The sequence below is a fragment of the Streptomyces sp. NPDC046712 genome (assembly GCF_040645695.1).
GTDB lineage: Bacteria > Actinomycetota > Actinomycetes > Streptomycetales > Streptomycetaceae > Streptomyces.
Map to the genome: position 1 here is coordinate 127107 of NZ_JBEYYW010000007.1, position 22443 is coordinate 149549.

Annotated in this window: 17 protein-coding genes and 6 pseudogenes; 13 read left to right on the plus strand and 10 right to left on the minus strand. The window is 69.1% G+C overall.

The genetic code is table 11. The annotated features are described in order from the left end of the window. Positions 1-93: 93 nt before the first annotated feature. From ABZ939_RS12040 to ABZ939_RS12065, 6 genes and pseudogenes are all read right to left on the minus strand, one after another. Positions 94-642, minus strand: a complete 549-nt coding sequence (locus ABZ939_RS12040) for a hypothetical protein (protein ID WP_361852251.1) — start codon at positions 640-642, stop codon at positions 94-96. A 120-nt stretch (positions 643-762) separates the two neighbouring features. Next, a complete protein-coding gene (locus ABZ939_RS12045; RefSeq protein WP_361852254.1) occupies positions 763-2040 on the minus strand; it encodes a hypothetical protein in 1278 nt (425 codons plus the stop codon). A 144-nt stretch (positions 2041-2184) separates the two neighbouring features. Further along, the gene (locus tag ABZ939_RS12050; RefSeq protein ID WP_361852257.1) at positions 2185-3516 is read right to left on the minus strand and encodes an LCP family protein; all 1332 of its coding nucleotides are present in this window, start codon (positions 3514-3516) and stop codon (positions 2185-2187) included. A gap of 205 nt (positions 3517-3721) precedes the next feature. Then, positions 3722-4762, minus strand: coding sequence for a vWA domain-containing protein (locus tag ABZ939_RS12055; protein ID WP_361852260.1), 1041 nt, complete (start codon positions 4760-4762; stop codon positions 3722-3724). 314 nt (positions 4763-5076) lie between these two features. Next, a complete protein-coding gene (locus tag ABZ939_RS12060; protein WP_361852262.1) occupies positions 5077-5727 on the minus strand; it encodes a DUF4360 domain-containing protein in 651 nt (216 codons plus the stop codon). 731 nt (positions 5728-6458) lie between these two features. Continuing rightward, a pseudogene (locus ABZ939_RS12065) lies at positions 6459-6818 on the minus strand (GNAT family N-acetyltransferase); the annotation flags it as partial. A 265-nt stretch (positions 6819-7083) separates the two neighbouring features. On the opposite strand from ABZ939_RS12065, the gene ABZ939_RS12070 reads away from it, so the two are divergent. From ABZ939_RS12070 to ABZ939_RS12090, 5 genes are all read left to right on the plus strand, one after another. Beyond that, positions 7084-8358, plus strand: coding sequence for an acyltransferase (locus tag ABZ939_RS12070; RefSeq protein WP_361852265.1), 1275 nt, complete (start codon positions 7084-7086; stop codon positions 8356-8358). 208 nt (positions 8359-8566) lie between these two features. Beyond that, positions 8567-8707: a hypothetical protein gene (locus ABZ939_RS12075; protein ID WP_361852268.1), complete on the plus strand. Its 141-nt coding sequence runs from the start codon at positions 8567-8569 to the stop codon at positions 8705-8707. Between the two features lie 415 nt (positions 8708-9122). Further along, the gene (locus tag ABZ939_RS12080) at positions 9123-10379 is read left to right on the plus strand and encodes a helix-turn-helix domain-containing protein (RefSeq protein WP_361852270.1); all 1257 of its coding nucleotides are present in this window, start codon (positions 9123-9125) and stop codon (positions 10377-10379) included. A gap of 297 nt (positions 10380-10676) precedes the next feature. Then, entirely contained in the window at positions 10677-10961 is a 285-nt protein-coding gene (locus ABZ939_RS12085; protein ID WP_361852273.1) for a hypothetical protein, read from the plus strand. Next, entirely contained in the window at positions 10961-12616 is a 1656-nt protein-coding gene (locus ABZ939_RS12090; protein WP_361852276.1) for a cation acetate symporter, read from the plus strand. The genes ABZ939_RS12085 and ABZ939_RS12090 overlap by 1 nt, the downstream gene beginning before the upstream one ends. A gap of 36 nt (positions 12617-12652) precedes the next feature. On the opposite strand, the pseudogene ABZ939_RS12095 reads toward ABZ939_RS12090, so the two are convergent. Both ABZ939_RS12095 and ABZ939_RS12100 read right to left on the minus strand, forming a co-directional pair. Then, positions 12653-13126: pseudogene (locus ABZ939_RS12095) on the minus strand (1-acyl-sn-glycerol-3-phosphate acyltransferase); the annotation flags it as partial. A 282-nt stretch (positions 13127-13408) separates the two neighbouring features. After that, positions 13409-13811, minus strand: a pseudogene (locus ABZ939_RS12100) (transposase); the annotation flags it as partial. Between the two features lie 178 nt (positions 13812-13989). Between ABZ939_RS12100 and ABZ939_RS12105 the strand changes: the two are divergent. From ABZ939_RS12105 to ABZ939_RS12120, 4 genes and pseudogenes are all read left to right on the plus strand, one after another. Continuing rightward, the gene (locus tag ABZ939_RS12105) at positions 13990-14655 is read left to right on the plus strand and encodes a nitroreductase (RefSeq protein ID WP_361852278.1); all 666 of its coding nucleotides are present in this window, start codon (positions 13990-13992) and stop codon (positions 14653-14655) included. Between the two features lie 97 nt (positions 14656-14752). Further along, positions 14753-15370, plus strand: coding sequence for a DUF1707 domain-containing protein (locus ABZ939_RS12110; RefSeq protein WP_361852281.1), 618 nt, complete (start codon positions 14753-14755; stop codon positions 15368-15370). Between the two features lie 141 nt (positions 15371-15511). After that, positions 15512-15607, plus strand: a pseudogene (locus tag ABZ939_RS12115) (transposase); the annotation flags it as partial. Positions 15608-15959: 352 nt separating this feature from the next. After that, positions 15960-16445: pseudogene (locus tag ABZ939_RS12120) on the plus strand (IS5 family transposase); the annotation flags it as partial. 62 nt (positions 16446-16507) lie between these two features. Here ABZ939_RS12120 and ABZ939_RS12125 read toward each other — a convergent pair. After that, positions 16508-16858, minus strand: a complete 351-nt coding sequence (locus ABZ939_RS12125) for a hypothetical protein (RefSeq protein ID WP_361852284.1) — start codon at positions 16856-16858, stop codon at positions 16508-16510. 199 nt (positions 16859-17057) lie between these two features. Next, entirely contained in the window at positions 17058-17639 is a 582-nt protein-coding gene (locus tag ABZ939_RS12130; RefSeq protein WP_361852287.1) for a GNAT family N-acetyltransferase, read from the minus strand. Positions 17640-17826: 187 nt separating this feature from the next. Here ABZ939_RS12130 and ABZ939_RS12135 point away from each other — a divergent pair. The 4 genes and pseudogenes from ABZ939_RS12135 to ABZ939_RS12150 all read left to right on the plus strand — a co-directional run. Further along, positions 17827-18071: pseudogene (locus tag ABZ939_RS12135) on the plus strand (transposase); the annotation flags it as partial. Positions 18072-18315: 244 nt separating this feature from the next. After that, positions 18316-18756, plus strand: coding sequence for a DUF6086 family protein (locus tag ABZ939_RS12140; RefSeq protein ID WP_361852611.1), 441 nt, complete (start codon positions 18316-18318; stop codon positions 18754-18756). A 996-nt stretch (positions 18757-19752) separates the two neighbouring features. Continuing rightward, the gene (locus ABZ939_RS12145; protein WP_361852290.1) at positions 19753-20316 is read left to right on the plus strand and encodes a GNAT family N-acetyltransferase; all 564 of its coding nucleotides are present in this window, start codon (positions 19753-19755) and stop codon (positions 20314-20316) included. Between the two features lie 1319 nt (positions 20317-21635). Further along, complete coding sequence (locus ABZ939_RS12150; protein WP_361852293.1) at positions 21636-22121, plus strand: hypothetical protein; 486 nt, start codon at positions 21636-21638, stop codon at positions 22119-22121. Positions 22122-22443 lie beyond the last annotated feature (322 nt).

Below are 22443 nucleotides of genomic sequence, written 5' to 3' on the forward strand. Positions count from 1 at the left end.
CGCGACATGCGCGTCGACGGCTGACGCCGGAACCCACCGGCCCGGGGCCGACTCGCCCGACGTGGACCGGCGACACGGTCTCGGCCTCGCTCCTCAGCCAGATCCCTGCTGGACCGGACCCGCCACCGTTTCGATGGGCAGAGGCGGCCACTTCGGCTCCTTCCGCGTCAGGCTCGCCAGCTCCTCCGGTGGTTCGGCACCGTCCCGAACGGTCGCGACGTAGGACTTCGCTTCCTGCAGGCTCAGCCGCGGGGCCTGCTTGCGCAGGTGGCTCATCGCGGCCACGACGCCGGCGGAGTGGATGAGCGCGCGAACGGCGGAGGCCAGTGGATCAGGCCGCCTGATGCCCTTGGTCTGCAGGAGGTACTGCTCCTCCCAGCCCTCGTCCTCCCACCAGACGGCGGGCACGTAGTGGATGCTCCCGTCGTGCCGGTCCACCAGGTAGTGGCCGCCGACGAAGCTGCCGCGCGCCTCACGGGCGCGGGCCTGCTCCGCCGAGCGCCAGAAGACGAGCCAGCCGACGGCGCGTTCCTGCACGTGGTAGACGTCCGGCGTGGGGGCAGGCCCCCTCCATTTCTGCGTCGGCAGGTCTCTGGCCAGGAAGGACTCGACGAGCTCGACGGCGCGTTCCTTGGAGATCACGATTTCATCATTCACCACAGGTCAAACCGTTTCCGGCAGGGCGCCCCGCGGGCGGGCTCCGGCGGGGCGCCGAGGCGGGACCGACGACCGGGGGCGGGGGCGGGCCGTCGGCGGTGAGCCTCAGATACGGAGCGTCCCTGGGAACGCGCCGTGGCCGACGCCCGGAGCGGTGAGGGCCAGCCAGCCGTGGCCGCGCAGTTCGGTGTCCGGCCCGACCTCGCCGGGGTCGACCGAGAGGTACGCGCAGGCCGACCGGGCGCCTGTGGTGCCCGCGTTGGACGGGGCCTCGTCGTACCCGGGGTCGAAGTCCGGGTCGTCGACCGCGAGGGTCTCCCACGGCAGCGGGTCGCCTTCCCATTCCGGGTCGCTCTCGGCGGCGTACCGACGGATCACCCGGCCGTTCTCGGCCACCATCCACACGTCGGAGCCGCCGGCGTCGTCCAGGAAGAACAACTGGGCCTGGCCGCAGTGGACGCTGACCCGCTCGACGGTTTCGATCATGTCGTACCAGGGGTCGTCGCCGACAAGCAGCTCGAAGGAGCCGAAGACCAGGCGCCAGCCGTCCAGCTCCGGGGTGACGAAGGCCCGCCCCACGGTGCGAGCGCGGCCCTCCTGCGCGGGCACCTGGATCTCCCGGCCCTCCGATGCCGCGACGCCCGCTGCGACCGTGACGGGCCGCCGGTCGTGCAGGCCCAAGGCCTCGAAGACGCCCTCGTACGACGCTCCGGGCACGGCCATCCACCAGCCGCTGAGCGTCGACGACGGCAGCGACGGGGTCTCGTGCGGGATCTTCACCCGGATCAGCCGCTCGATCGCCGCGCGGTCGCGGTCGTCGAGCGCGGCGGCGCCGCCGCCCGCCACCAGCGCCGCCATCGCACCCCGCCGGACCTTCGGGGACACGGCCGGGTCACGCCGCAGGGAGCGGAGCCGCGGTCGGAAGGAATCGTGCAGCAGGCGGGCGTAGTCGGACGCCTTGTAGGGGACGAGGCGGCCGCGGGCAAAGCAGTCCACCAGGGCCAACAGTCCGGCCTCGGAGTCCGCCCGCAGCCTGACGAGCCCCTGGAAGCCGTCGCCCGACTTCCCGTAGTCCGGATCGGCCGCCAGGGCCGCGTACTGGTCGGCGGAACGCTGGTCGAACACCCCGAGGAACCGCCCCGCCTGCCAGTCCGTCACCTCCTTGCGCCGCCAGGCCGCCAGTACGCCGTCGAAAGCCGGCGGCCCTATGAGCCGCAACGCCCGCATGACGGGCTGGAGATCGGCGGTTCGCTGCACGCCGGCAACACCGCGCAGAAGCTCCGGCACCACGCTGTCGGCCTGCGCCACCAACTGCGCGGCGGCGGCCTCGACCCGCGCTGCGTCTTCGCTGTCCAGGTCCTCGAGAAGGGATTCGATCTTCATGAGCAGCACAGTAGCCCCGGCCACTGACTGCGCCCTGCGGGTGCGGTGCGCGCAACGCTGAGTCTGTCGGTCCCGCAGCGCTCAATCCCTCGGTGGCCGCTCCGTGCCCCCGTCAGCCCCGGTCAGTCCCCGTCATTCCCCGTGTCAGCCCCTGTTGGGCCCGACAGCAGCCGGCCCCGACGCACGCCGGCCGCCCTCGGCCAGGCAACCGAGTCGGTCGCCCGTCACCGGCGCGCCATCCGCCACGTTCCGGTCGTAGGTGACCTTCCTGACCGTCGCCTGCCGGGTGCCGACGGCGACGTCGAGGTACGCGTCGTGTCCGGGGACGACCTGCCTGCGGGCGCCCGGGAGTGCCGCTGCCAGGGTGGCCGCGTCCGTTTCCCGCCCGGGCGGGTAGCGGATCACCGCAGGACCCTCGCCTCGGACCTCCGGTGCCGTGGCCGAGGTGTCGGTGACGACGAATCCTCCAGCCTTCAGCGCCGACGCCACCCCCGCCTCGTCCACCCGCGCTTTGATCCCGGCGGGGTCGCTGGACACCGGAGTCTCCGGGACGGGCTGGATGAGCCGGTCGCCCGTGATCGGCCGGTCCTCGGCCAGTGCCTTCCACAATGCCTGCGAGCGGGCCTCGTGCCAGACGAGCGTCGATCCGACCCCCGGCACGCGATGGTCGAACAGCCGGATCGGGACGGTGGCGAACTCGGTTCCCCTGGGACCCAGCCGCGCGAGCGCCAGGCCGATGCGGGCCAGGTCGGCCACGTCCGTGCGCCCGTCCGTGCGCACCGACTTCAGCAGCGTGGCCGCGGTGCCGGCCGCCGCCACCGGATCGGCGAGCGCACCCTCGGCGGTCAGCCGAGTCAGCAGGTCGGAGACGGTGCGCTGCTGGCGCCGTACCCGGCCGAGGTCACCCGGGCGCCCGATGTGCCGCGCCCGGACGTACCGCAGCGCGCCGTTGCCGTCCGCGTGGTGCATGCCCGGTGTCAGGTCGAGTCCGGAGTTCTCGTCCTTCAGGTGCTTGTCGGTGCAGAGCGTCGCGCCGCCCAGTCCGTTGACCGCGGCCTCGAACCCGGTGAACCCGGTCTCCAGGTAGTGGTCCACGTGCAGCCCGGTGACCCTCTCGACCGTCCTGACGGTCAGCGTCCCGCCACCGCGGGCGTACGCACCGTTGATCTTGCCGCGGACGCCGCTTCCGTCGGCGTACTCGACGTAGGAGTCCCGGGGCAGCGACACCACACTCACCCGGCGACGGTCCTCCGACAGGTGCACGAGCATCATCACGTCCGTGCAGTTGCACCCCTTGCCCCCGACGTGCAGCCGCGTCTTCTCCGGGTTCGACAGCCCGGTACGGCTGTCGATGCCGACGACGAGGATGTTCGTCCCGCGTCCCGCCGGGGAAGGAGCGGCCGGCAGACCGGCCCAGGCCGCGCCCGAAACCAGCGTGGCGAGCAGGGTGATGGTGGTGGCGGTACGGAGCAACACGACCTCCCGGAGGCGGGGCGGGCCGGCGCGTCGGCATGTCGCCGTCGGCGCCTCGGCGGACCGGAGACCCGACGCTAGCGACCGCACCCCGCCCCGCCCCGCCCACACGCCGGAGACTGCTCCTGCCGGGGCACCGTCCGCACCGGAATGGAACGCCATGTGTCCACCGCGGGACGGCAGGAGCTCCGGGGGATTTCCGTAGAGGTCAGAGCATGAGCAGCAGCCGCGTGTGCGAAACGAGCTTCCGGTTCACGCTGGTGCTCTGTACGAATATCGTGAAGTCGTCGTTGTGGTCCGGCTTGACGCGTATTTCCACGTCCGGCAGGCCGAGCAGCGCCCGAGCCTCGGGTCCCGTGTACACCCGGTCCGTCTTCTTCTCCAGCACCGCAATCTGCTTCTGCGCCTGGACCTTCTCCGGCTTGCTCAGCTGATAGAACGCACAGCCCGTACGGTAGGTGTGCCCGCATTCGATGACCCAGTCCCGGATCGCCGCGTCACGAGCCACTGGAATCAGCTGGTATTTCGACGGATCCACGGGCGTGAGACCGGCCGCCTTGATGGTGTCCTTGTTGACCGCCTCCGCACCTGTGGAGAACACTGCCCGAGATCCGCGGATGCCCTGGGCGCGGCCCACCATGAATTTCTCGGTGGCCTGCTGGATGACCTGTCCGGCCTCTTCCAGACCCTGTGTGCTCGTGGCATCCCAGATGGCGATGTTCTCCTTCGGGAATCCGCACTGCATGGCCTCGCGCTTGCCCATCTGGTCAGGCACAAGGACGGCCAGAGTCCAGTTGTCCTCCTGCGTCTCGATCATCTCGGCCACGGCCTTCACGAGTTCACGCGCATTCCTGACAGGGGAATCCGGGCAGCGATGACTTGCGTTCTCCTGCCCGTCCGTCAGTACGAACGTCAGGAAGCTGTGGTCGCCGTACAGTTGAGCCGTCTGCGCCAGCTCCCGCTGTGACTTCAGTGCGGCCGCCAGCAGAGCCGTCATTCCGCCGACCCGGTACAGCTGCTTCAGCGACGGCATCCGCAGCACGTCCTTGTCGTATATGACGCACTCCACCTTGTCCGCGAAGACGTACACCGTGACGCGGGTTTCCTGGTCCAGTTCCCTCGATCGGCGGGCGAGGTATGCGATCTGCTGGTCGGCGACTTCGACGACCTTGCGGCTGAGGTGCGACATGGACGAACTGGCATCCAACACAAGAGCAACGTGATTGATGTAGTTCTGGCTTCCGGACATGGCAGCTCCCCCTCTTTCCGTCTTTCCGACTGGATGCTCCTACCGTCTCACCCACCACTGACAATCGACCTCGGCTCCCAGGGTGGATGACGAGCCCACCCCGCCAGGGGCGCGCAGTCGAACCGCGCAAGCGCTGTGCGGCCGAAGGGTGTTCGCGCCCCCGCCGGCTCTCCGTAGGCCGTGGGCCACCGGACTCCGGCCGTCCTGGGACAAGTCCGCTGCGCGATCCGGCACAGGCGCGTCGGAGCCCCGGGGCTGCTTGGGGAGCAGTGCCCCGGCCGGGAAGGGGGAGCCCGGCCGGGGCGCCACGGGTGTCAGTTCTCGGGGCACTCCTTCCACGCGAGGTGGTAGATGGTGCTGATGTCACCGTCGGTGGAGTCCATGGTCATGTAGCTGGTGGTGGCCGGGTTCGACGTGCCGGCGTTCACCCGGAGCTCGGTGTTGATGTTGAAGTTCCGCTGCACACCGCAGGGCGCCCAGACGAGCTGCGCCCAGTCGGTGTCGTCGGTGGCCTGCCAGTTGTCCTCGTACGGACCTCGGAAGGTGTGCGTCCGGGACGCGGTGTTCGGCGAGCCCTGGAAGTAGTACGAAGCCTTCTCGGTACTGCTCGCACCGGGCTGGAGCGACGCGTAGCCGCGGTAGTCGGCGCTGGCGATCGCGTAGGTGAACCCCTGGGGCACGTGCACCAGGAGGTTGAGCTGACAGTTCCTGCGGGCTGCCGTGGGGGAGGAGTTGCCGCCCACCTGAGCCAGGTACTCGCTGTAGGTGACGGTGAAGGCGGTGTTGTCCTCGGACACGGCGATGGCGGCGGTACCCAGGGGACAGCCGGAGCCGTTCACGGTGGCGATGTCGATGACGATCTTGTCCGGGGGCGGGTCGACGATCGACGACGGGCCTGCCTGTGCGGGCAGGGCCGAGGCGAACAGAGCGGCGATCGCTCCGCTTACCAGTAAGGGGGCTCTCATGGTTCTCCCATCCAGTGCTTCAGTGCCGGGCGAGCGCGGGCGCACGCGTGCGCCCGGTCGCGGGGTGGCGGTGCGGCGCGCCACAGAGGCGGGCGGCCGTCACGGACCTACTGCGGTGGATCGAGGCGCTGGTGGTGCGGAAGGGGTGGTGCAGCCGACAACGGTTGAAGCATCATGTACATGTCAGGCGCATCCCCGGGGCGCCCCGCCGGTGCGGGCGGGGGTGGTCGAATGCTAGAGGCCCGGGCACGGAAGGACAGTGCGGAGCCCGGCCAACAATCGCACCGCGAACACCCCTCCCTTTGGCTCGGAACAGCCGGTGGCGCCCCTGACGCCTCACACGAACCGGGCGGTCCGAGCAGTAGGTGGGCCCTGTAGGCAGGGAAACGCGCAGCCTGTGTCTGTGGCAGGACGGGGACTGGGCTGGTGCTCTGGGAAAGGTGACCTCTCAAAGCCCGCTACTTGTGGGGCCTTGGGTGGGGTGCAGTCGAGGGCAGCTGTCCAAGGCGGCGTCGATGAGCTCGTTCGCTTGCGCTGCTGACCCCCGGAGGAGTGTGCGGTGACGCTTTGGGCGGGCGGTCATGACCGGGGGAGAAGTCAGACGTCAGCAGTGCGAACCGGTCGCCTGGGCGCGGTGAGTGATGGGCTGCGGCCGGACTCGTACGCGCGCGTGCCGCGTCATGCGGCTGGGGCTACCAGCTTGCTGTCAGATCTCGTGAAGGTGACTGACCCTAAGCGAGTTGCTTCCGCATCAATGTGCACATCGTTTCGTAGCGACGCAACGATCCATCGGGGGCCTGCGCGTCCCATGAGTCCGGCTGACGGTCGAAGGCGACATAGCCGAGCCTTTCGTACAGCGCACGTGCGCGGGTGTTGCTTTCCTCCACAGCCAGCCCCGCTTGCCGCAGACCGCGGCTCCTGATCCGCAGTTCCGCGGCTTCGACAAGGAACGTGCCGATCCCACGCGACTGCAATGCGGGGTGGACTGCCAGCTGCCACAGAGTGCCGACGCCCTCCTTGGCCTGGTAGTCGACGCCGCCCTTCGCCACAGGGATGTCCGTCGCAGGGCAGACCGCGAGGTAGTCGACCTCGTTTCCTCCGCCGCGCTTCAGCCCCAGGCTCCTATCCCTGACCCGCGGTGCAAAGTTGGCCGGTCAGCGCTTCATGACCACGGTCTTCTTGGTTGTCGGGAAGCACACCGCCTGCCACCCGCACCAGCGCACGCCCGCGGAGCCGGTGAGTAAGAGAGCGAGAGAGCTGAACGAGTTTCCTGCCCGCCGCGCACCTCGGCTTCACCGCGTGATTCCCCTAGCCTGGAACGACCACAGGGCGGCGTTCGACGGGGGTGGGTGCCGCATGACGACCCAGGACGCTTCAGCGCGGCGGCCCGAACTGGACGCCATCCGGACTCTGGTCGTCATCGGCCTGGTCTTCTTCCACTCGGCACTGGTCTTCGACACTCGCGACGACTACTACGTGAAGAACGCCGAGACCACCCAGGCGACGACAGCCGTCGCCGGGCTCGCCGTCGTCTGGGCCATGCCGATGCTCTTCCTGATCGCCGGGCTAGGCGCCTGCCACTCTCTGCGTAGGCGAGGGGCCGCCGGCTTCACCCGCGAGCGGCTGTTGCGGCTCGGCCTCCCGCTCGTGGTTGCGACCGTGCTGCTGATCCCGCTGCCCGTCTGGCTGCGGGAGCGAGCCGCGGACCCCGCGTACGACCAGTCCTACGCCGACTTCCTGCCGCGCTTCTTCGACGTGCGGTGGGAGTGGTCGGACGCGCCGTTCGTGCTGGAGGGCGAGTACTTCGAGACCGGTCATCTGTGGTTCGTGGTCCTGCTGTTGGCCTTCTCCCTCCTCCTTGCCGGGCTGGCCCTTCTGGCGAAGGGGGACGTCCGGCCGACCCTCGGCGCTCTCGTACGCCGACGCGGAGCGATCCTGCTGATCCCCGCCGTCCCGCTCACCCTCATCTGCGCCTTCGTCGGCTTGGAGGAATCCTTCGCGGGCTGGAGCCGCTGGGCGTATCTGCTGTTCTTCCTGTACGGGTTCGGGCTCGCCGCCGACGAACGGATCCGCACGGCCATGCGCCGCGACGCCGTGCCCGCGGCCATGCTCGGCCTCGCCCTCTTCCTCACCGGCCTCCCGCTCTTCCTGCTCGCGGGCGAGGCCGAGGACGGTGATCCGTTCACGGACATGACCGGTCTCGCGATCGGCGGCCGCGCGCTGTACGGGGCGGCGGGCTGGTGCCTGCTGGTCGCGATCCTCGGCCTCCTGGACCGACGGGCGGCCCGCCGAGCACCCCGCCCCGCCGACCGGTCGCCCGGCCGCGGTCTGCGGCTGTACGGCTATTTGGCAGCCGGGGTGCTGCCGCTCTACGTCCTCCACCAGCCCATCGTCGTCGCCGTCGCGTACGGGGTCGTCGGCTGGGAGGCGCCGATGCTACTGAAGTACCTGGTCATCGCGTTCGGTTCGCTGGGCCTGACGATAGCCGCCTACGAACTCCTGGTACGCCGCACCCGGGCGACCCGCCTCCTCTTCGGCGTACGCGAGCCTTCCCGGGAGACGTACACGCCGAGCCACAGGTCGGGGCCGAAGGTCGTGGACAGCCGGGGCGGCGACGCCGCGGGGCAGTAGGTTGCCCGTACCTGCCGCATGTCGATCAGCGCAGAGATGAGAGCAGCCACCAGGCCGGACGGCAGGCTTCGACAAGCCGACATCTGGGCCGCGCGGACGAGCGGTCCGCGCAGAAGCCGATCGACGCCCATGGTGACTTCCCCACCGACCTGGAAGCCGGCCTCGATGCGCAGCCCGCTCCGGCCCCCGGGGGCCGGAGCGCCGCCGCGTGAGCGCGTCCCTGCGGCCCTGGACCCTCGAGGTCACCGAACGGGCAGGCCAGTGCGATCCCACCCTGGACGATCTCGACGTCCCACTCGCCGCGATCGCCCGCCACCAGGCCGAACTCCTCCACCAAGCCGTCCCCTAAGGCCCGTGCGCTGCGCGCCGCAGCGCTCATTCACACCCTCGGCCGCTGCCGCCGGCAGGAGCGTTCCCACCTCGTCGGCCGGCGGCGCTCCCTCGGCTTGGCAGGGGCATGCTCGAGGCTTCCGGACGTGTTCGCCTGGGTGCCATCACGCGTCCGTGGCGACGGAATCATCACGATCCGGCTGAGACCTCACCACTCTCTGACCGACCGCTTAGCATGGTGTTCGCCGGGAAGGACGCTGCCGGCTTTCGCCTACGGCGACCGGCCCGGAGAAGGACCCCGCGCTCCGCGCAGCGCACGTCGGCACCTCGCGCCGGCACCGCACGTCGAGCACGTCCGCACCTCGCGTCGGCGCCGCATCGAGCACGTCGGCACCTCGCGCGGTGCTCTCGCACCCCGTCCACCAGGAGCGTCCATGCACCGTAGTTCCGCCCCCGGCAGCGCCACGGACCCGTCCTCCTCGCTCGAGCTCTTCGACCGTGCATGCCGGCGGCTTCTCGGGTACGGCACGGTTTTCACGGACGCCGTCCTGGAGAAGATCCGCGCCGAGGTGCCGTACTACGCCGACCCGATGCTCGCGCCGCCCGACGTGCGCGAGACGGTGGGAACCGGCATCCGCCACGGGCTGGAGACCGGAGTGGATCCGAGCAGGATCGTGGACGTCGAGCGGTTCACCAGAGAGCTGGGCATGCGGCGCGCGGAACAGGGCCGCCCCCTCGACGAGGTCCTGCACGCCTTCCGTGTCGCCGGATCCGAAGTCTGGAGCGGGATGATCGACGTGGTGGAGCGGGAGGGCCTGGGCGACGCGCGCCGACTGGTACACGTCGCCGAGCTGGTGTGGAAGAGCAACGACCGCGACGCCGTCCTGGTCGCCGACGCCTACCGACAGGTCATCGAGGGAGTGGCCGGCCGGCACGCCGAACGCGTACGTCTGATCCTCGCCGCCCTGCTGGAGACGCGTCAGGAACCCGAGTTCACCCGGAGCGCGGCCGACATCCTCGATCTGCCGCTCGACGACCTGTACGCCGTCGCGGTCGCGGAGGCGACACCGCCGTACGGCCGCGTGCCCCGGTCCGCTCCGGAGCTGAGGGGCATACGCGTCCTGCGGCATGCCTGGGGTCAACGGGCCGTGTTCGTCGCCCACTTGGGCGACCTGCCACTGGAGGCGTTCGCCTCCGGCCTCGTCGCCGGCCCGGGGCTCCGCATCGGGATCAGCCCGGTGGTCCCCGGCCTGGAGAGTCTGGCCCGCGCCCGTGACATGGCGGGACTCGCTCTTCGCACCTGCCGGCGCGACGGGGAGGTCGTCCGCCTCGACTCCCGCCTGCCGGACGGACTCCTTCTCTCGCGGCCCGAGCTGTCCAACGAACTCGTCCGCCAGGTGCTGCGGCCCCTGTACGACCTGGAACCCGCCGACCGCGACCTGCTGTTCGACACCATCGGCGTCTGGATCGAATGCGGTGGCTCCACCGTCCAGGCGGCTCGGCACATGTTCTGCCATCGCAACACCGTGCTGAACCGCCTGCGCCGTATCGAGCAGATCACCGGCCTCGCGCTTTCCCGCCCCCGCGACCTGGTGCAACTCACCCTCGCCCTCGACGCCCACCGCCTGCTGGGACCGTCCGCGGCAGCGCGCTCCGCCGACGACGCACAGCGGCGTCGCCCACCGGCCTGACTCTCCTTAGCGGCCTCTCCCTTGGCCCTCGGCTCGCTTGGCCGTCGGCTCCCTTGGCTCTCGGCTCCCTTGGCCGTCGGCTCGCTTCGCCCTCGGCTCCCTAGGCCCTCGGCTCCCTAGGCCCTCGGCTCCCTCGGGCCTCAGCTCCCTTGGGCTACGGCACAGTCAGACCTGTCGGGTGTTGGGAACGGACACCGGTGCGGGCGAAGCGCATGGACGAGGCGAGGGGCCGGGTGCTCTGGTGAGCCTCGTTCAGAGGCGATCCACCCGCACCCAGGCGCGCCAGGAGAGACCGCTATGACCTATCCGTACGTCCCCCGCTCCCCTCATCACTCCCGGCCTCGTCGTCCAGGCCTGTCCTTCGCCGTGATCAACGGAACGGCCTTCGCCGTGCATCTGCTGCTCGTCTGCTCCGCCGCCGACTTCATGGCCGCCCCTGTCCAGGGCGAAGTCGGCATCGGCGTGCCGGCGCTACTCCTCCAGGCAGTGCTGCTGGTGTGGACGGCGGCGCGCTACGACCGTCGGGCGGACGAGTCCCGGACGGGCAGCCGCCACGCCGCGCACGAGCACGGGGAGTACTGATGAGACCCGCGATCCCGCTCGCCGCGCCCGGCACCCTGGACACGGACACCCAGGCACTGATCCTCGCCTGCTTCGTGGCGTTCATCGTCCCCATCCTGTTCCTGTGCGTCCTCAGCGGCCCGCCGAGGGACCGCGTCAACGACTTCTACACGGCGGGCCGCACACTGCGGCCCCTGCGAGGGGCTCTCGTCCTCTCCGGCGTCTACCTCTCCTCGGCCACGGTGCTCGGCACCACGGGAAGCGTCGCCGTCTTCGGGTACGACGGCCTGTTCATCGCGCTCTGCACCGTGCTCTCCCTCGGCGTACTGCTTCTGCTCGCCGTACCCCTGCGCGAGCGCGCCGGCTACACCCTGGGCGACACGTTCGGCCTGCGTGCCCCGGGACGAGCGGTGAGGATCGCGGTCGCCGTCGTCACCCTCTGCACCTGCGTCCCCTATCTGGTCGTGCAGCTCTCCGGGGCGGGAGTGACCACCGCGGCGCTGCTGGGGATGTCCGGTCCGGGCATCGAGAAGACGGCCGTCGTCATGATCGGTACTCTCGTCGTCTGCACCACGGCGTTCGGCGGCATGCGCGGTACGGTCGTGATCCAGGTGATCAAGACGGTGGTCCTGCTCTGCATGGCCGTGGGCGTGTCCGCTGTGCTGCTGCACCGTTTCCACTGGAGCCCCGACTCCCTGATCGCCGCGGCCGGACAGGGAAGCGGTCGTCCCGTCGACTACCTGCGCCCTGGCCTACGCTTCGGCAGCAGCGCCGAGCCCGCGGGCACCCTGGACTTCATCGGTCTCATGATCACCATCGTCTTTGGCGTCGCCTGCCTGCCCCACGTCGCCCTGCAACTCGGAACGGCTCCCGACGCCGCCACCGCCCGCCGAACCGTGCGCCACACCCTCACGATCGTGGGCGTGTTCTGCTTCACCACGGCTCTCATGGGCTTCGCGGCCTCGGCGTTGATCGGCGCGCCGGCGATCCTGGCCGCCGACCCGGGCGGAAACAGCGCGCTGCTGATGCTCGCCGGCGAACTGGCGGGCGGTTCGGGCGCCGATGCCGACGGGGCGCTGCTCGTCGTCCTGGTCGCCTCCGGCGTCTTTCTCACCACACTGGCCGTTGTCGCGAGCGTCACCCTGGCGGCAGCGGGGACGATCGCCCACGACCTGTACACCCACGTACTGCGCCGTGGGCGCACCACCGAGGGCCGGGAAGTGGCCGCCGCCCGCCTGGCGTCCGCCGGCGTCGGCGTCCTGAGCATCGCCCTGGCGGTCTGGGTCCAGGGGTGGAACGTTCAATTCCTGACGGCTCTCTCCCTCGCGGTGGCCGCCTCCTCCCTGCTTCCGGCACTGGTGTACTCCCTCTTCTGGAAGGGCTACACCCGGACCGGCCTGCTCTGGACGTTGTACGGAGGTCTGGGCTGCGCCGTCGGGCTGCAACTGTCCAGCCCGGTCTTCTCCGGCAACCCCTTGGCGCTCTTTCCTGACTGGCACGTCGACTGGTTCCCGCTGCAAACGGTCGTCCTCGTGTCGATGCCTATTGCCTTCCTCCTGGGCCGGCTGGGCAGCACCGGCGCATGGCGACGCGCCACTCCTCCAAGTCAGCGCCCGGGGCATGGTCCTGGCTATGGCCCTGGCCCTGACGAACGTACGCAGGCGGAGGCGTTCTAAGGAGCCGACCCGACCCGCGATCCTGCCCGAGCCAGGAGGCCCCCCGAGGCGGTCGGCCGCAGTGCTCCATGCGGCAGTCACCGCCGTGTGGGCCTGCGTCGTGCGCGCCGCGATGTCCCCGGTCCACGCGAGCGGTGAGCAGGCCGCCGCAGCGGTGCGGCGGCCCCTCCGGCGAGCCGGTCTGCCGTGTTGCCCGAGGTGACACGGCTGGCACCCCGCTTAACCCACCGGAACGACGGACGCTCCGGTGCAGCGGGCGAGGCACGAGTGGCTGCTGCGGAAAGGCGCGGGGGAGGCGCTTCGACAGCGTCGGCGGTGGGGGACGACGCCCTCGGCGTAGATGAGGACGAGGCGTCCCCGTTCAAGGGCCTTCGCGGCGAGGCCGAGAGCGTCCGAGGCGCGGCGATCGTCGCGGATCACGGGGATGTGGCCTTCGCGGGCCCGTGCTCGGCCGAGCACGGGGATGCGCCACAGACCCGCGGCGGCCAATACGACGGGCGGCACGCCGAGTCAGGTCGGCGCGCCGGTCGAGCGGTTATCTCGAAGGCGGCTTTGACGCGGAGCCACCCTGAGTCCGAGCGCGTCGATACCGGGAATCGGCGGTGCCATCCTGGCGCCCCACGGCGAGGCGCCAGGACTACGTTGACCGTGCCACCACGTTGCGAAGCCAGATCGTGAGGCTGCGGCGGATACCGTGCAAAGGAAGACCTAGCCACGTTTGTCGGTACCTGCGCGCGGAAGTCCTTTGAGCCGGTTGATCGCCCGCTCGACGGTGTTGCGCATGCGGGAGCGGCCATCCGCGCTCAGGGGAAGCTTGGTGGTGAGGCCGCCGCGCGAGCGGCCGAACGCCTCGCCTTCGGCACCACGCCCGCCGGGAGGTCGACCAGTTCCATTCGGACACGAGGAGTCTTGATCGCCCTGGCGAGGCCCCTTTGAGGCTCGACGGTGGTGCCACACGTGCTCGGGCGCGTGCTGCTGGGCCAGTACCGAGGTCGAGTCCACGGATACGACCCAGTCGATATCACCGACCGCGTCGGGCTCGGCCTGCACCCGCTGGAGCACGAGCACCCAGGTGCCGCCGCCGACCAGCGGCGATACCGCTCGTGCACTGCTTTCTACGGCCCATAAACCTCCGGCAGGTCCCGCCACTGCACACCGTACTGATCCGGAGCAGTACCCCGTTGATCACCTGCCGGTGACCCCGTCACCTGCCACAACGCCCGCCGCTACTCGCCGGCAGGAGTGGCCGAAGCCGCTCCCACTGAGCATCCGTCAGGTCATCGATGTCTCCCACAGTCCTACCCACGACTGGACTGATCGTCAGGGGGGCTGAATACGGTAGAGGGGCACGGTCGAGTGAGAGGACGCGAGACGTGGACGTATATGAGGCCGTGGACAGCCGCAGGGCTGTGCGGGCGTTCAGCGATGAGCCCGTATCCAAGGAGAGACTCGAACGAGTGCTGACCGCAGCGACGCGGGCTCCTTCGAGCGGGAACCTCCAGCCGTGGCATGTGTATGTTGTGACCGGCGAGCCCTTGGCCGAACTGAAGAGGCGCGCGACGGCCAGGGCACTGGCGGGAGACCCGGGTGATGACCGGGAGTATCCGATGTACCCGGCCGAACTGACGTCACCGTATCTGGACCGCTTTTCCGCCGCGGCCGCCCAGCGGTACAGAGCGCTGGGCATCGAGCGCGACGACCCCGACAGGCCCAAGAAGATCGCCGCCTTGAACTCGGAAGCGTTCGGGGCGCCGGTTGTCCTCTTCTGCTACATCGACCGGACGATGGGGCCCGGACAATGGGCTGACGCGGGGATGTACCTGCAGACGGTCATGCTGCTGTTGAGGGCGGAAGGGTTGCACAGCTGCCCCCAGGTCATGTGGACCATGTACCACAAGACTGTCCGCCAGATAGTCGGAGCTGATGGCGGGCTCGTACTTTTCTGTGGTGCCTCAGTGGGATACGAGAAGGAAGGTGTGCCACGGCTGCGTACCGGGCGAGCGGACATGACGGAAACAGTGAGCTTCATCGGAGTGTGACCGCTGGATGGTCAAGATCGACAGGACGGGTCCTAGGCACTGTTTGAGACGTGCAGTCCCAGCCCGCCCGGCCCGCTGGCTGCTTATCCTTGTGGCCATGACTGCCCAGCCTCTGGAGCCCTCTCCGCGCCCTGCTCCTTCAAGTGAGCTCCGCGCCTCTCACGACGACCGGGAAGCAGTGGTGGAGCAGCTGCGCGATGCGGCAGCCGAGGGGCGAATCGATCTCGATGAGCTGGATTCACGCCTGGAGCAGGCGCTGAAGTCCAAGACCCACGCCGAGTTGGCCGTCCTGACCGCCGACTTGCCGAGGCTGAATTCCTCTGAGAGCCAGCCGCCGCTGGTGCTCAAGGGCGGCATGTATGGCGCGTCTCGAGGCCCCGGGCGCTGGGAGGTTCCCAGCCACGTGATCGCTCACGGAGGCGTGGGGGGTGTGAAGGTTGACTTCACCCGAGTTGAGTGCCGCCTCAGGGAGGTCGCAGTGGAGGCGTACGGGGAGACATCTGGTGTCACGATCGTCATCCCCGACGCCTGGGCCGCAGACACCAGCGGCATGGATCCCGGCGTCGGCGGCCTGAAGGACAAGACCACTCCCGACCGGCTCCCGGGAACTCCGCTGATCCGGCTCACTGGGTCCGGCGGGGCGGGAGGAGTAATCATCCGACACCCCAACCGCCGGGAACGGAGCAAGCTGCACAGCAACCCGACGCAGGGCTAGGACGCGCGCCAAGGCGTTGATCAAGATCTGAAACGATCTTGGAATGGCTCGTGGCGAGCTGACGGGCCAACAGTGCGCGCCGCTGGAGCGGCTGTTGCCGCCGATATCGAGATGGGGCCCCACGGGGTTGGCCGGCAGGCCCTCGACGGGATCTGGTGGCGTGCTCGCACCGGCTCGCCGTGGCGGGACATACCCGAGCGGTACGGTCCGTGGAGGACCTCATACACGCTCTACCGCTGACAGATCGATGGCACTTGGGCCAGGGTCTTGAAGAAGTTGCAGGTCAAGGCCGATCGTCGCCGGCAGATCCCGCACACCATTCCGGAAAAGCGCGACCAGGCCGGGCACCGCCTTCGCAGGGGCTCGACGGTGGTCGCCCGCCCGGCTTCGACCGTGAGCGATACAAGGCCAGGCGACAACGTCGAATGCCGGATTGGGCTCCTTGAGCGGGCGAGAGGAGTCGCGACGGCACCTGGGACCGGATCCTGTGGGCGGTCCAGGCCGACACCGATCTGGCGGGCCGGCTCGAGACAGCCCCGCGGGTCCCAAAGAAAGAGCGACGCCTCGAAACCACCGCCCCGACGAGGGACTCGGCCGGTCCCGGGGCGGTCTGACCTGCAGGATCCACCTCGCCGGCGAGGGTGGCTGCCGCCCGCTGACCCTGCTGGTCACCCCAGGACAGTGGGGCGACGCACCTCAGTTCACCGAAGTCCTCGCTCGGATCCGTGTCGCCCGGCCCGGCGGCGGACGCCCCCGCACCCGGCCGGACCACGTCAGCGGCGACAAGGCATACAGCTCACGCCGCAACCGCAGCCACCTGCGAAGACGCCAGATCAAACACACGATCCCAGAACCGAAGGACCAGCGGGCCAACCGCAAACGCCGCGGCAGCAAGGGCGGCCGGCCCACCGGCTTTGACAGCAAGCTCTACAACCGCCGCAATGAAGTCGACCGGACCATCAACCGGCTCAAACACCACCGGGCCGTCGCCACCCGCTACGACGAACGCAAACGCGCCTACGTATTCCCCGGCACCGTCACCACAACCGCCATCAGACTCTGGCTCCGCGCATGATCCGCTGCACAGAACCTAGGCCCGTGTCTCCTCAAGCAGCTGCGATGGTAACGGGATGGCCCTCAAGGGCGCGGCCGAGCGGGTGCAGGGCGGGTGGCGATCATGTGTGTGCAGATTGCTTGGTGTTCCGGGTACCGGGCGATGATTTCAGTGAGTTTGGCGTTCTTCTCCACGGTGGTCGGCAAGGGCCATACATCCTGGTGGAGAGCCATGTGGAGGCGGGCGGTGTCGTCCGCCCGTCGCACCCAGTCATCGAGAGTGCGCCGCAGCGAAGTACCGTTGTCAGTACCGGACCATTGCGCGACTCCTAGGAACGTGGTCGCCTCCCTCACCGCGACGCGGCCTGTGGCCACGGCCTGCGCGACGATCTCGGCGATGTCGTCCGCGCCGTAAGCCTCGATGAGGTCGTCCACAGCGTCGAAAAGTTCGTCAGGTAGTTCAGCGGACTCGTCCTCCGGGACGTGCACAGGGGTGCGGCAGTGCTCCGGTCTCAGCTCCAGCTGATCCGCCGGACAGCCCCTAGGGGGCTTGCCCCCGCCGTCCAGGGGCACGTGGATCGGCCCTGGGCCTTGGCGGCTCTCGTTCTTTTGGCGGTCGTCGTTTCGGTGCGCGTCACCCGGGAAGGTCGGGCTCTGCGGGGCAGTAGGGGAGAGCGAAGGGCAGACCGAGGTCGGCGGGCAGGAGAGCGCCGACCCAGGTGTCCCTCAGGGTGTTCCTGTTGGTCTGCGCCGCGCGGAGGGTGCCTTCCCCGACGAAGCCGACCTTCTCTGCTACGGCCCAGGAGGCCATGTTCCCGGCCTCTGCTCTCCACTCCAGGCGCTGGACTCCTCGTTCGTTGAAGGACCAGTTGGCCAGGGCGAGTACCGCCTCCGTCGCATAGCCTCGGCCTCTGTGCTCCGCCACGGTCCAGTACCCGATTCCCCATGTGTCAGCGTGACGGTGCACGTTGACGGATGCCACCAGCACTCCGCTTTCCCGGTCCTCCACCGCGAAGTGGTACATCGTTTCGTCGCGCCAGCCACGCGGCACCAGTTCGCGTAAGTAGAAGGCGGCGTGCTGCCGTTCGTATGGCTCGGGAATGTCCGTCCACCGCTGAAGGTCGGGATCCTGGCAAGCTGCGAAGACCGCGTCCTCGTCCCTGGGATCATGCGGGCGTAAAAGCAGACGCTGCGTCGTCAGCGAGACGGGTTCCATGGGCGGTAATTCTGACGCTCACTCACACACTCGGCCATCGATTTGTGACATACCTCGGACCGTCACGTAAGCTGATCTTGTCTGCGAAATGATCACGAGCCGTGGCGCGTGGAGATCTGACCGACGAACAGTGGGCCCGACTGGCAACGCTCTTACCCAAGGGCAGGAAGACCGGTCGGTCGCCGATATGGACCCAGCGGCAGTTGGTCAACGGGACACGGTGGGGAATCGAGCCGGGACGCGGTGGCGCGATGTGCCCGAACGGTACGGTCCGTGGGACCGGGTCTATGACCTGTTCAGGCGCTGGCAGCGCAACGGCACCTGGAAGTCATCTTCACCCGAACTGCAGGCCCAGCGGACGCAGAGGACCTGATCACGTGGGATGTGAGCGTCGACTCCACTGTCTGCCGGGCCCACCAGCACGCCGCCGGACCGGGAGGAATGGGGATCGTCAGAAGGAGCCGCCCGGCGGCATCGACACCGAGCCGGCCGACCACGGACTCGGACGCTCGCGCGGCGCGCCCCGGCGGTCGCCAGCCGTCGACAACGCCCCTGAGCTGATTCCACCCTTGCGACGGCCCATCTGCCACCGTCGTCTGGGCAGGGCGTAACTCCGGCGACAGCGGCGATCCGGATGGATACGCTGACCCGCCATGATCAGCTGAAAGGTGCCGCGATGAGCCAGTACTTCGACATCGGCGATAAGACCCTGTGGAACCCGTCCAACGGAGCTTCCCGCATGTTCCAGTGCCAAGTAGCCGTCTTCGAGTCGGAGCTGGGAATCCCATCGGGAATCGGGCCGATGGAGAACGACGAGTGCCAGATCGACCCCGCCGCCTTCAAGACGTTCGTCAACGCGCTGCTGGCGCAGCACCGAAGAACGAGCCACGCCATCATCCTCGCGCTCTCTGAAAACTTCATCGCCATCGTGCTGGTTCTCGCAGAGCGCGCTGGGATCGGGGTGGACTGGGCGCAACTCGGAGCAAGCCCCGAAGCCGCGCTTGAAGACGTACAGGTTTCCGCCGTCACAGGGATGTCGGCCCCGGCGGAAGGCGGAGCTTGGAGAGCGGGCCTGTGCGAGAAGGCACGGGAGCTGGGGCGGCGAATGCCCCGTTGACCGTAGTAGGCGCGCACGACGAACCGGTCGCAGCCCGCCGTCGACAACTCGGTGCTGCTCTACGACCCTGGGCTGGGACGCAACAGGGGGCCGGAGCCCGCCTCACGACGGCCGGGGCCACGGGAGCCCCTCTCTGCGGCGACGGCTGTGGACGTGGGCCAACGGCGGACTGCGTCTTGGGGCGTCGGCGAACTCTCGGGCGGGGTGCGCAAGAGAGCTCAGCCACCACGACACTGGGTGAGAAAGCTCGAGTGGGCCCGGGCCGTGGTCGTAGCCCGTGATGGTGAACCTGCGGCCGGCGCGGCCGCGAGCGGCTGTAGGTGCGGAAAGCTGGCCGGGTGCGTTGGATCATGCCTCTTGCCCTCGTCGCCCTCCTCGGAGTGGGCGGTTGTGTGTCGGTCGACTCATACCGGCCACCGCAGCAGCCCCAGTTGGCGCCCGCGGAGGCGCGCTCGCCTTCACCGCTCGCCGTTCCGCCGACCCCGGCCCCGGCACGCGAGGAGTTGGCCTTCACCGGTCCCAGCACGCCGGAAGTGCCGGCGAGCACCAGGAGGACGAGGAGTTCGACGACGCCGTCTCCCCGCCCCGCCGCACACCGCACACCGTCTCGCCCCCGCCTCCAGCGTCCGGCCCCGCGCCCTACCGCGACCGTGCGAAAGACGAAGCAGCCCGCAGCCACATCCCGGCACGTGCCTGTCCATCAGGCGCCGTACGACATGAGGCAGATCTGTGCTGCCGCCGACAACGTGGTCTCCCCGTCGATCGCAAAGCTCTGCCGATCCACCTACAACAGGTGATCCACTCCGCTGCTCTCGAATTGACGCGGCTCGATCAACCGGTCCGCCGCCGACTTCGGTACCCGAACAACGGTACGAGCACTCGGCCCCAGCCCGTGGACGGGGCCATCCATGACGGCTCCAACGCCTTGATCACACCAGCCATACCGAGATCATCTCCTGCGGCGGGGTAGCTCTGCGCGACGTCCCGCGGAATCCGATGGTGCGACGCAACTTCGGCGTCAAGAATCGGCTGATGCATGAAGTGAAGCTGTCCGACGGGATCATCACTCTGTCGCCGTTGCGCCTGGACGATGTGGAGGCGCATCTCACGGGGGAGGATGAGTTGCTGGTGCGCTGGCTCAACGGCGGTGCAAGCACGCGCGAGGGCGTTGAAGCCTACTTCCGGCACTGTCGGGAACAGTGGAAGACCGCCGGTCCGCTCCGCGCTTTCGGCATCCGGGTGGGCGCCGACGAGGCGCTCGTGGGGACGATCGATCTGCGGTTCGCAGGAGAGGGGTTGGCTTCCGGCCAGGTGAATGTCGCATATGGCCTCTATCCGTCTTGGAGGGGGCGCGGCCTTGCTACCCGCGCGGTCCTCCTGGCGTCCCAATACGCGGCCGCTGAGGGCGGGGAGGAGGCGGTGATACGGGTCGATCCGCAGAATCCCGCATCCGCTGCAGTCGCGCGGCGGGCAGGGTTCACCCTCGGCAAGCAGCCGCGGAGCAACGACGCCACACGGTTCGACTGGTTCATCCGGGACCTGCGCGACGCACCCCAGTGACGACCAGGAGTCACGGGACGCCCCCATGGGCGAGCAGACTGGTGGCGGACGGCGGAAGGCCTCACTGATCGCCGGGTCGACGAGGCCTCGAGCGAGGGTGAGTCAGTGGGACGAGACGAAGCCCGCTGACTGGTCGCGGCGGAATGGTGAGCCGGGGCTCTCCGGCGTCCAGCCGTCGGTGAGGGCGGCGCGGATGGTGTCAGCCGCCTGGGCAGGCAGGATCGGGCTGCTTCGTGTGCCGAACCACTTGCTCGGGTGCGGTTGGTTGCTGGTAAGCGCGAGTGTGGTGCCGGGAGTGGCGGCGTGCTCGACCGCGTAAGTGAGGGGCGACCGGGGCCCATCCCTGGTCGTAGCTCGGGCGTCCGCGCAATCGCAACCCGTAGACGGTGCCGTCTAGCGGACGGGTATCAGGTGAGGGTCTGACGGTGCCCCGATCGCCCTGAGCCGTATGACAGTCGAATGTGGCCGTGCCCCCACCCGGGAGTGCGGTCGGGCACGCATTCGGACGGGGCGTCATCGCCGCAGGGTCTACACCGGCTGCTACAGCCAGCGCACCGGAGCGCTGCGGGGCATCGATTTCGAGGCCGGGGAGCGGTGCCGGGCCAACGAGCTCACCGTCACCTGGAACCAGACTGGTCCGCAAGGTCCTGCCGGCCCGCAGGGTGAGGCCGGGCCGACGGGCACCCTCAAAACCACCCCCGTATTCGGCGAAATCGTCACGGTGCCCCTGGCCGAGAGCCGTTCCAGCTTCGCCATCTGTCCGCCCGGTCAGACGGCGATCTCCGGCGGTCACGGTTTGGGCGACAGGCTTGTCCCTGCTGTCTCCAACCGGATCACCACCAATACACCCAACGACACATGGCAAGTCGTGATGCACCACCCCGCCAATGATCCTCGAGGCACCCCCAACAGCGGTCGGGCCATCGCGTATTGCGCACCATGACCGCGTAGCTCGCCTTCGCGATCGGCTGTCGGCGCGCCGGCCTTCCTCCGATGACGACAGGCTGTGGCGTCTGCTCGCGGCAGGACGATCGCTGGAACGTCAGTTGTCGTCGTTCGCTTCAAAGTGCCCCGGGGGGAGGCGACTTACTGTTGTTCTCGCGAGTGAGGTGGGCTTCGTCCGGCCCTCACCGCGATTCCGCCTCACGAACGTGCTCTGTGGCACGTCCCACTGCCGGAAATGGGTCATGAGTGCCGCCGGAAGTGGGTAGGGACGTCCACCATGACAGGGTTCCGGCACGCCTTCCGAACGCTACGATCTGGCCGCTGCCAGGCCGCGTACGGAGCAGGGGGCCGGGCTGGGGAAGCAGGGGGACATCGTGTCGTTGGATGAGAGCTATTCCCTGGGTATCGGGTGCCGCATGAGCGTGGAGAGCGGGCTCAGCTCGGCCACAGTGAAGTGGAGCGTGGCCGCCTTGTCGACGCCGGAGATGCTCCGCCCGGAGCGAGGCGACGAGGACGTGACGTTCGCATGCCCGCGGTGCACGAAACTGTTCTCGGTCAGGGTCGAGAGTGAAGCCAAGGCGCGCGTCAAGCGTCGGATCTACCTGGTACTCGGATGGGCGCTCCTGCTCTCGCTGCTGGTCACCGTACCCATGCTCTTCCATCTGGGAGGACAGACCCGAGAAGAGTCGGACCAGTCGACGAACCCTGTCGGCATCCTTTTCGCACTCGTCTCCGTGGGCTTCGTCGCCGGCCTCACGTTCCGGGCCCTCGGCGCCAGGTACGAAGGCATCAAGAAGTTCCGCCTCGTCCGGCAGGACGGCACGAGGACCGCGTGGGTGCAGGGTCACCGCATGTTCTGAGCTCTCATCGTTCGGATGCTCAGGACACCCTGATCGCCATGGCCGCACCCTGCGCGCGAACCGGGTGCAGTGCTTACGCATCATCACGTTCGCCACTCAGGGGGATGCGACACGACACGCGCGCGGCTACGTGGCGAGTCGGGCCTCGGGACAACGGCTGACCGGAACCTCGGCGCGGGAGCGGGCCGCCGGCGGCGATCCTGCCGCCGGCAGCCCTGGGTGCGTATCTCGGGACGGATAGGAGTGAGTGCCCCGTGGACGAGAAAGACTCCCTCTGGGGGCACGGCACGCCGCACGGAACGTCCGGCGGCGGGGAGCCTTC

Bases quoted from the DNA above. Each gene is read 5' to 3' on its own strand.
- ABZ939_RS12055 (WP_361852260.1), bottom strand. From the start codon at position 4,762: ATGTCCGGAAGCCAGAACTACATCAATCACGTTGCTCTTGTGTTGGAT.
- ABZ939_RS12080 (WP_361852270.1), top strand. From the start codon at position 9,123: ATGCACCGTAGTTCCGCCCCCGGCAGCGCCACGGACCCGTCCTCCTCG.
- ABZ939_RS12130 (WP_361852287.1), bottom strand. From the start codon at position 17,639: ATGGAACCCGTCTCGCTGACGACGCAGCGTCTGCTTTTACGCCCGCAT.
- ABZ939_RS12090 (WP_361852276.1), top strand. From the start codon at position 10,961: ATGAGACCCGCGATCCCGCTCGCCGCGCCCGGCACCCTGGACACGGAC.
- ABZ939_RS12140 (WP_361852611.1), top strand. From the start codon at position 18,316: ATGAGCCAGTACTTCGACATCGGCGATAAGACCCTGTGGAACCCGTCC.
- ABZ939_RS12045 (WP_361852254.1), bottom strand. From the start codon at position 2,040: ATGAAGATCGAATCCCTTCTCGAGGACCTGGACAGCGAAGACGCAGCG.
- ABZ939_RS12070 (WP_361852265.1), top strand. From the start codon at position 7,084: ATGACGACCCAGGACGCTTCAGCGCGGCGGCCCGAACTGGACGCCATC.
- ABZ939_RS12060 (WP_361852262.1), bottom strand. From the start codon at position 5,727: ATGAGAGCCCCCTTACTGGTAAGCGGAGCGATCGCCGCTCTGTTCGCC.
- ABZ939_RS12085 (WP_361852273.1), top strand. From the start codon at position 10,677: ATGACCTATCCGTACGTCCCCCGCTCCCCTCATCACTCCCGGCCTCGT.
- ABZ939_RS12145 (WP_361852290.1), top strand. From the start codon at position 19,753: ATGGTGCGACGCAACTTCGGCGTCAAGAATCGGCTGATGCATGAAGTG.
- ABZ939_RS12110 (WP_361852281.1), top strand. From the start codon at position 14,753: ATGACTGCCCAGCCTCTGGAGCCCTCTCCGCGCCCTGCTCCTTCAAGT.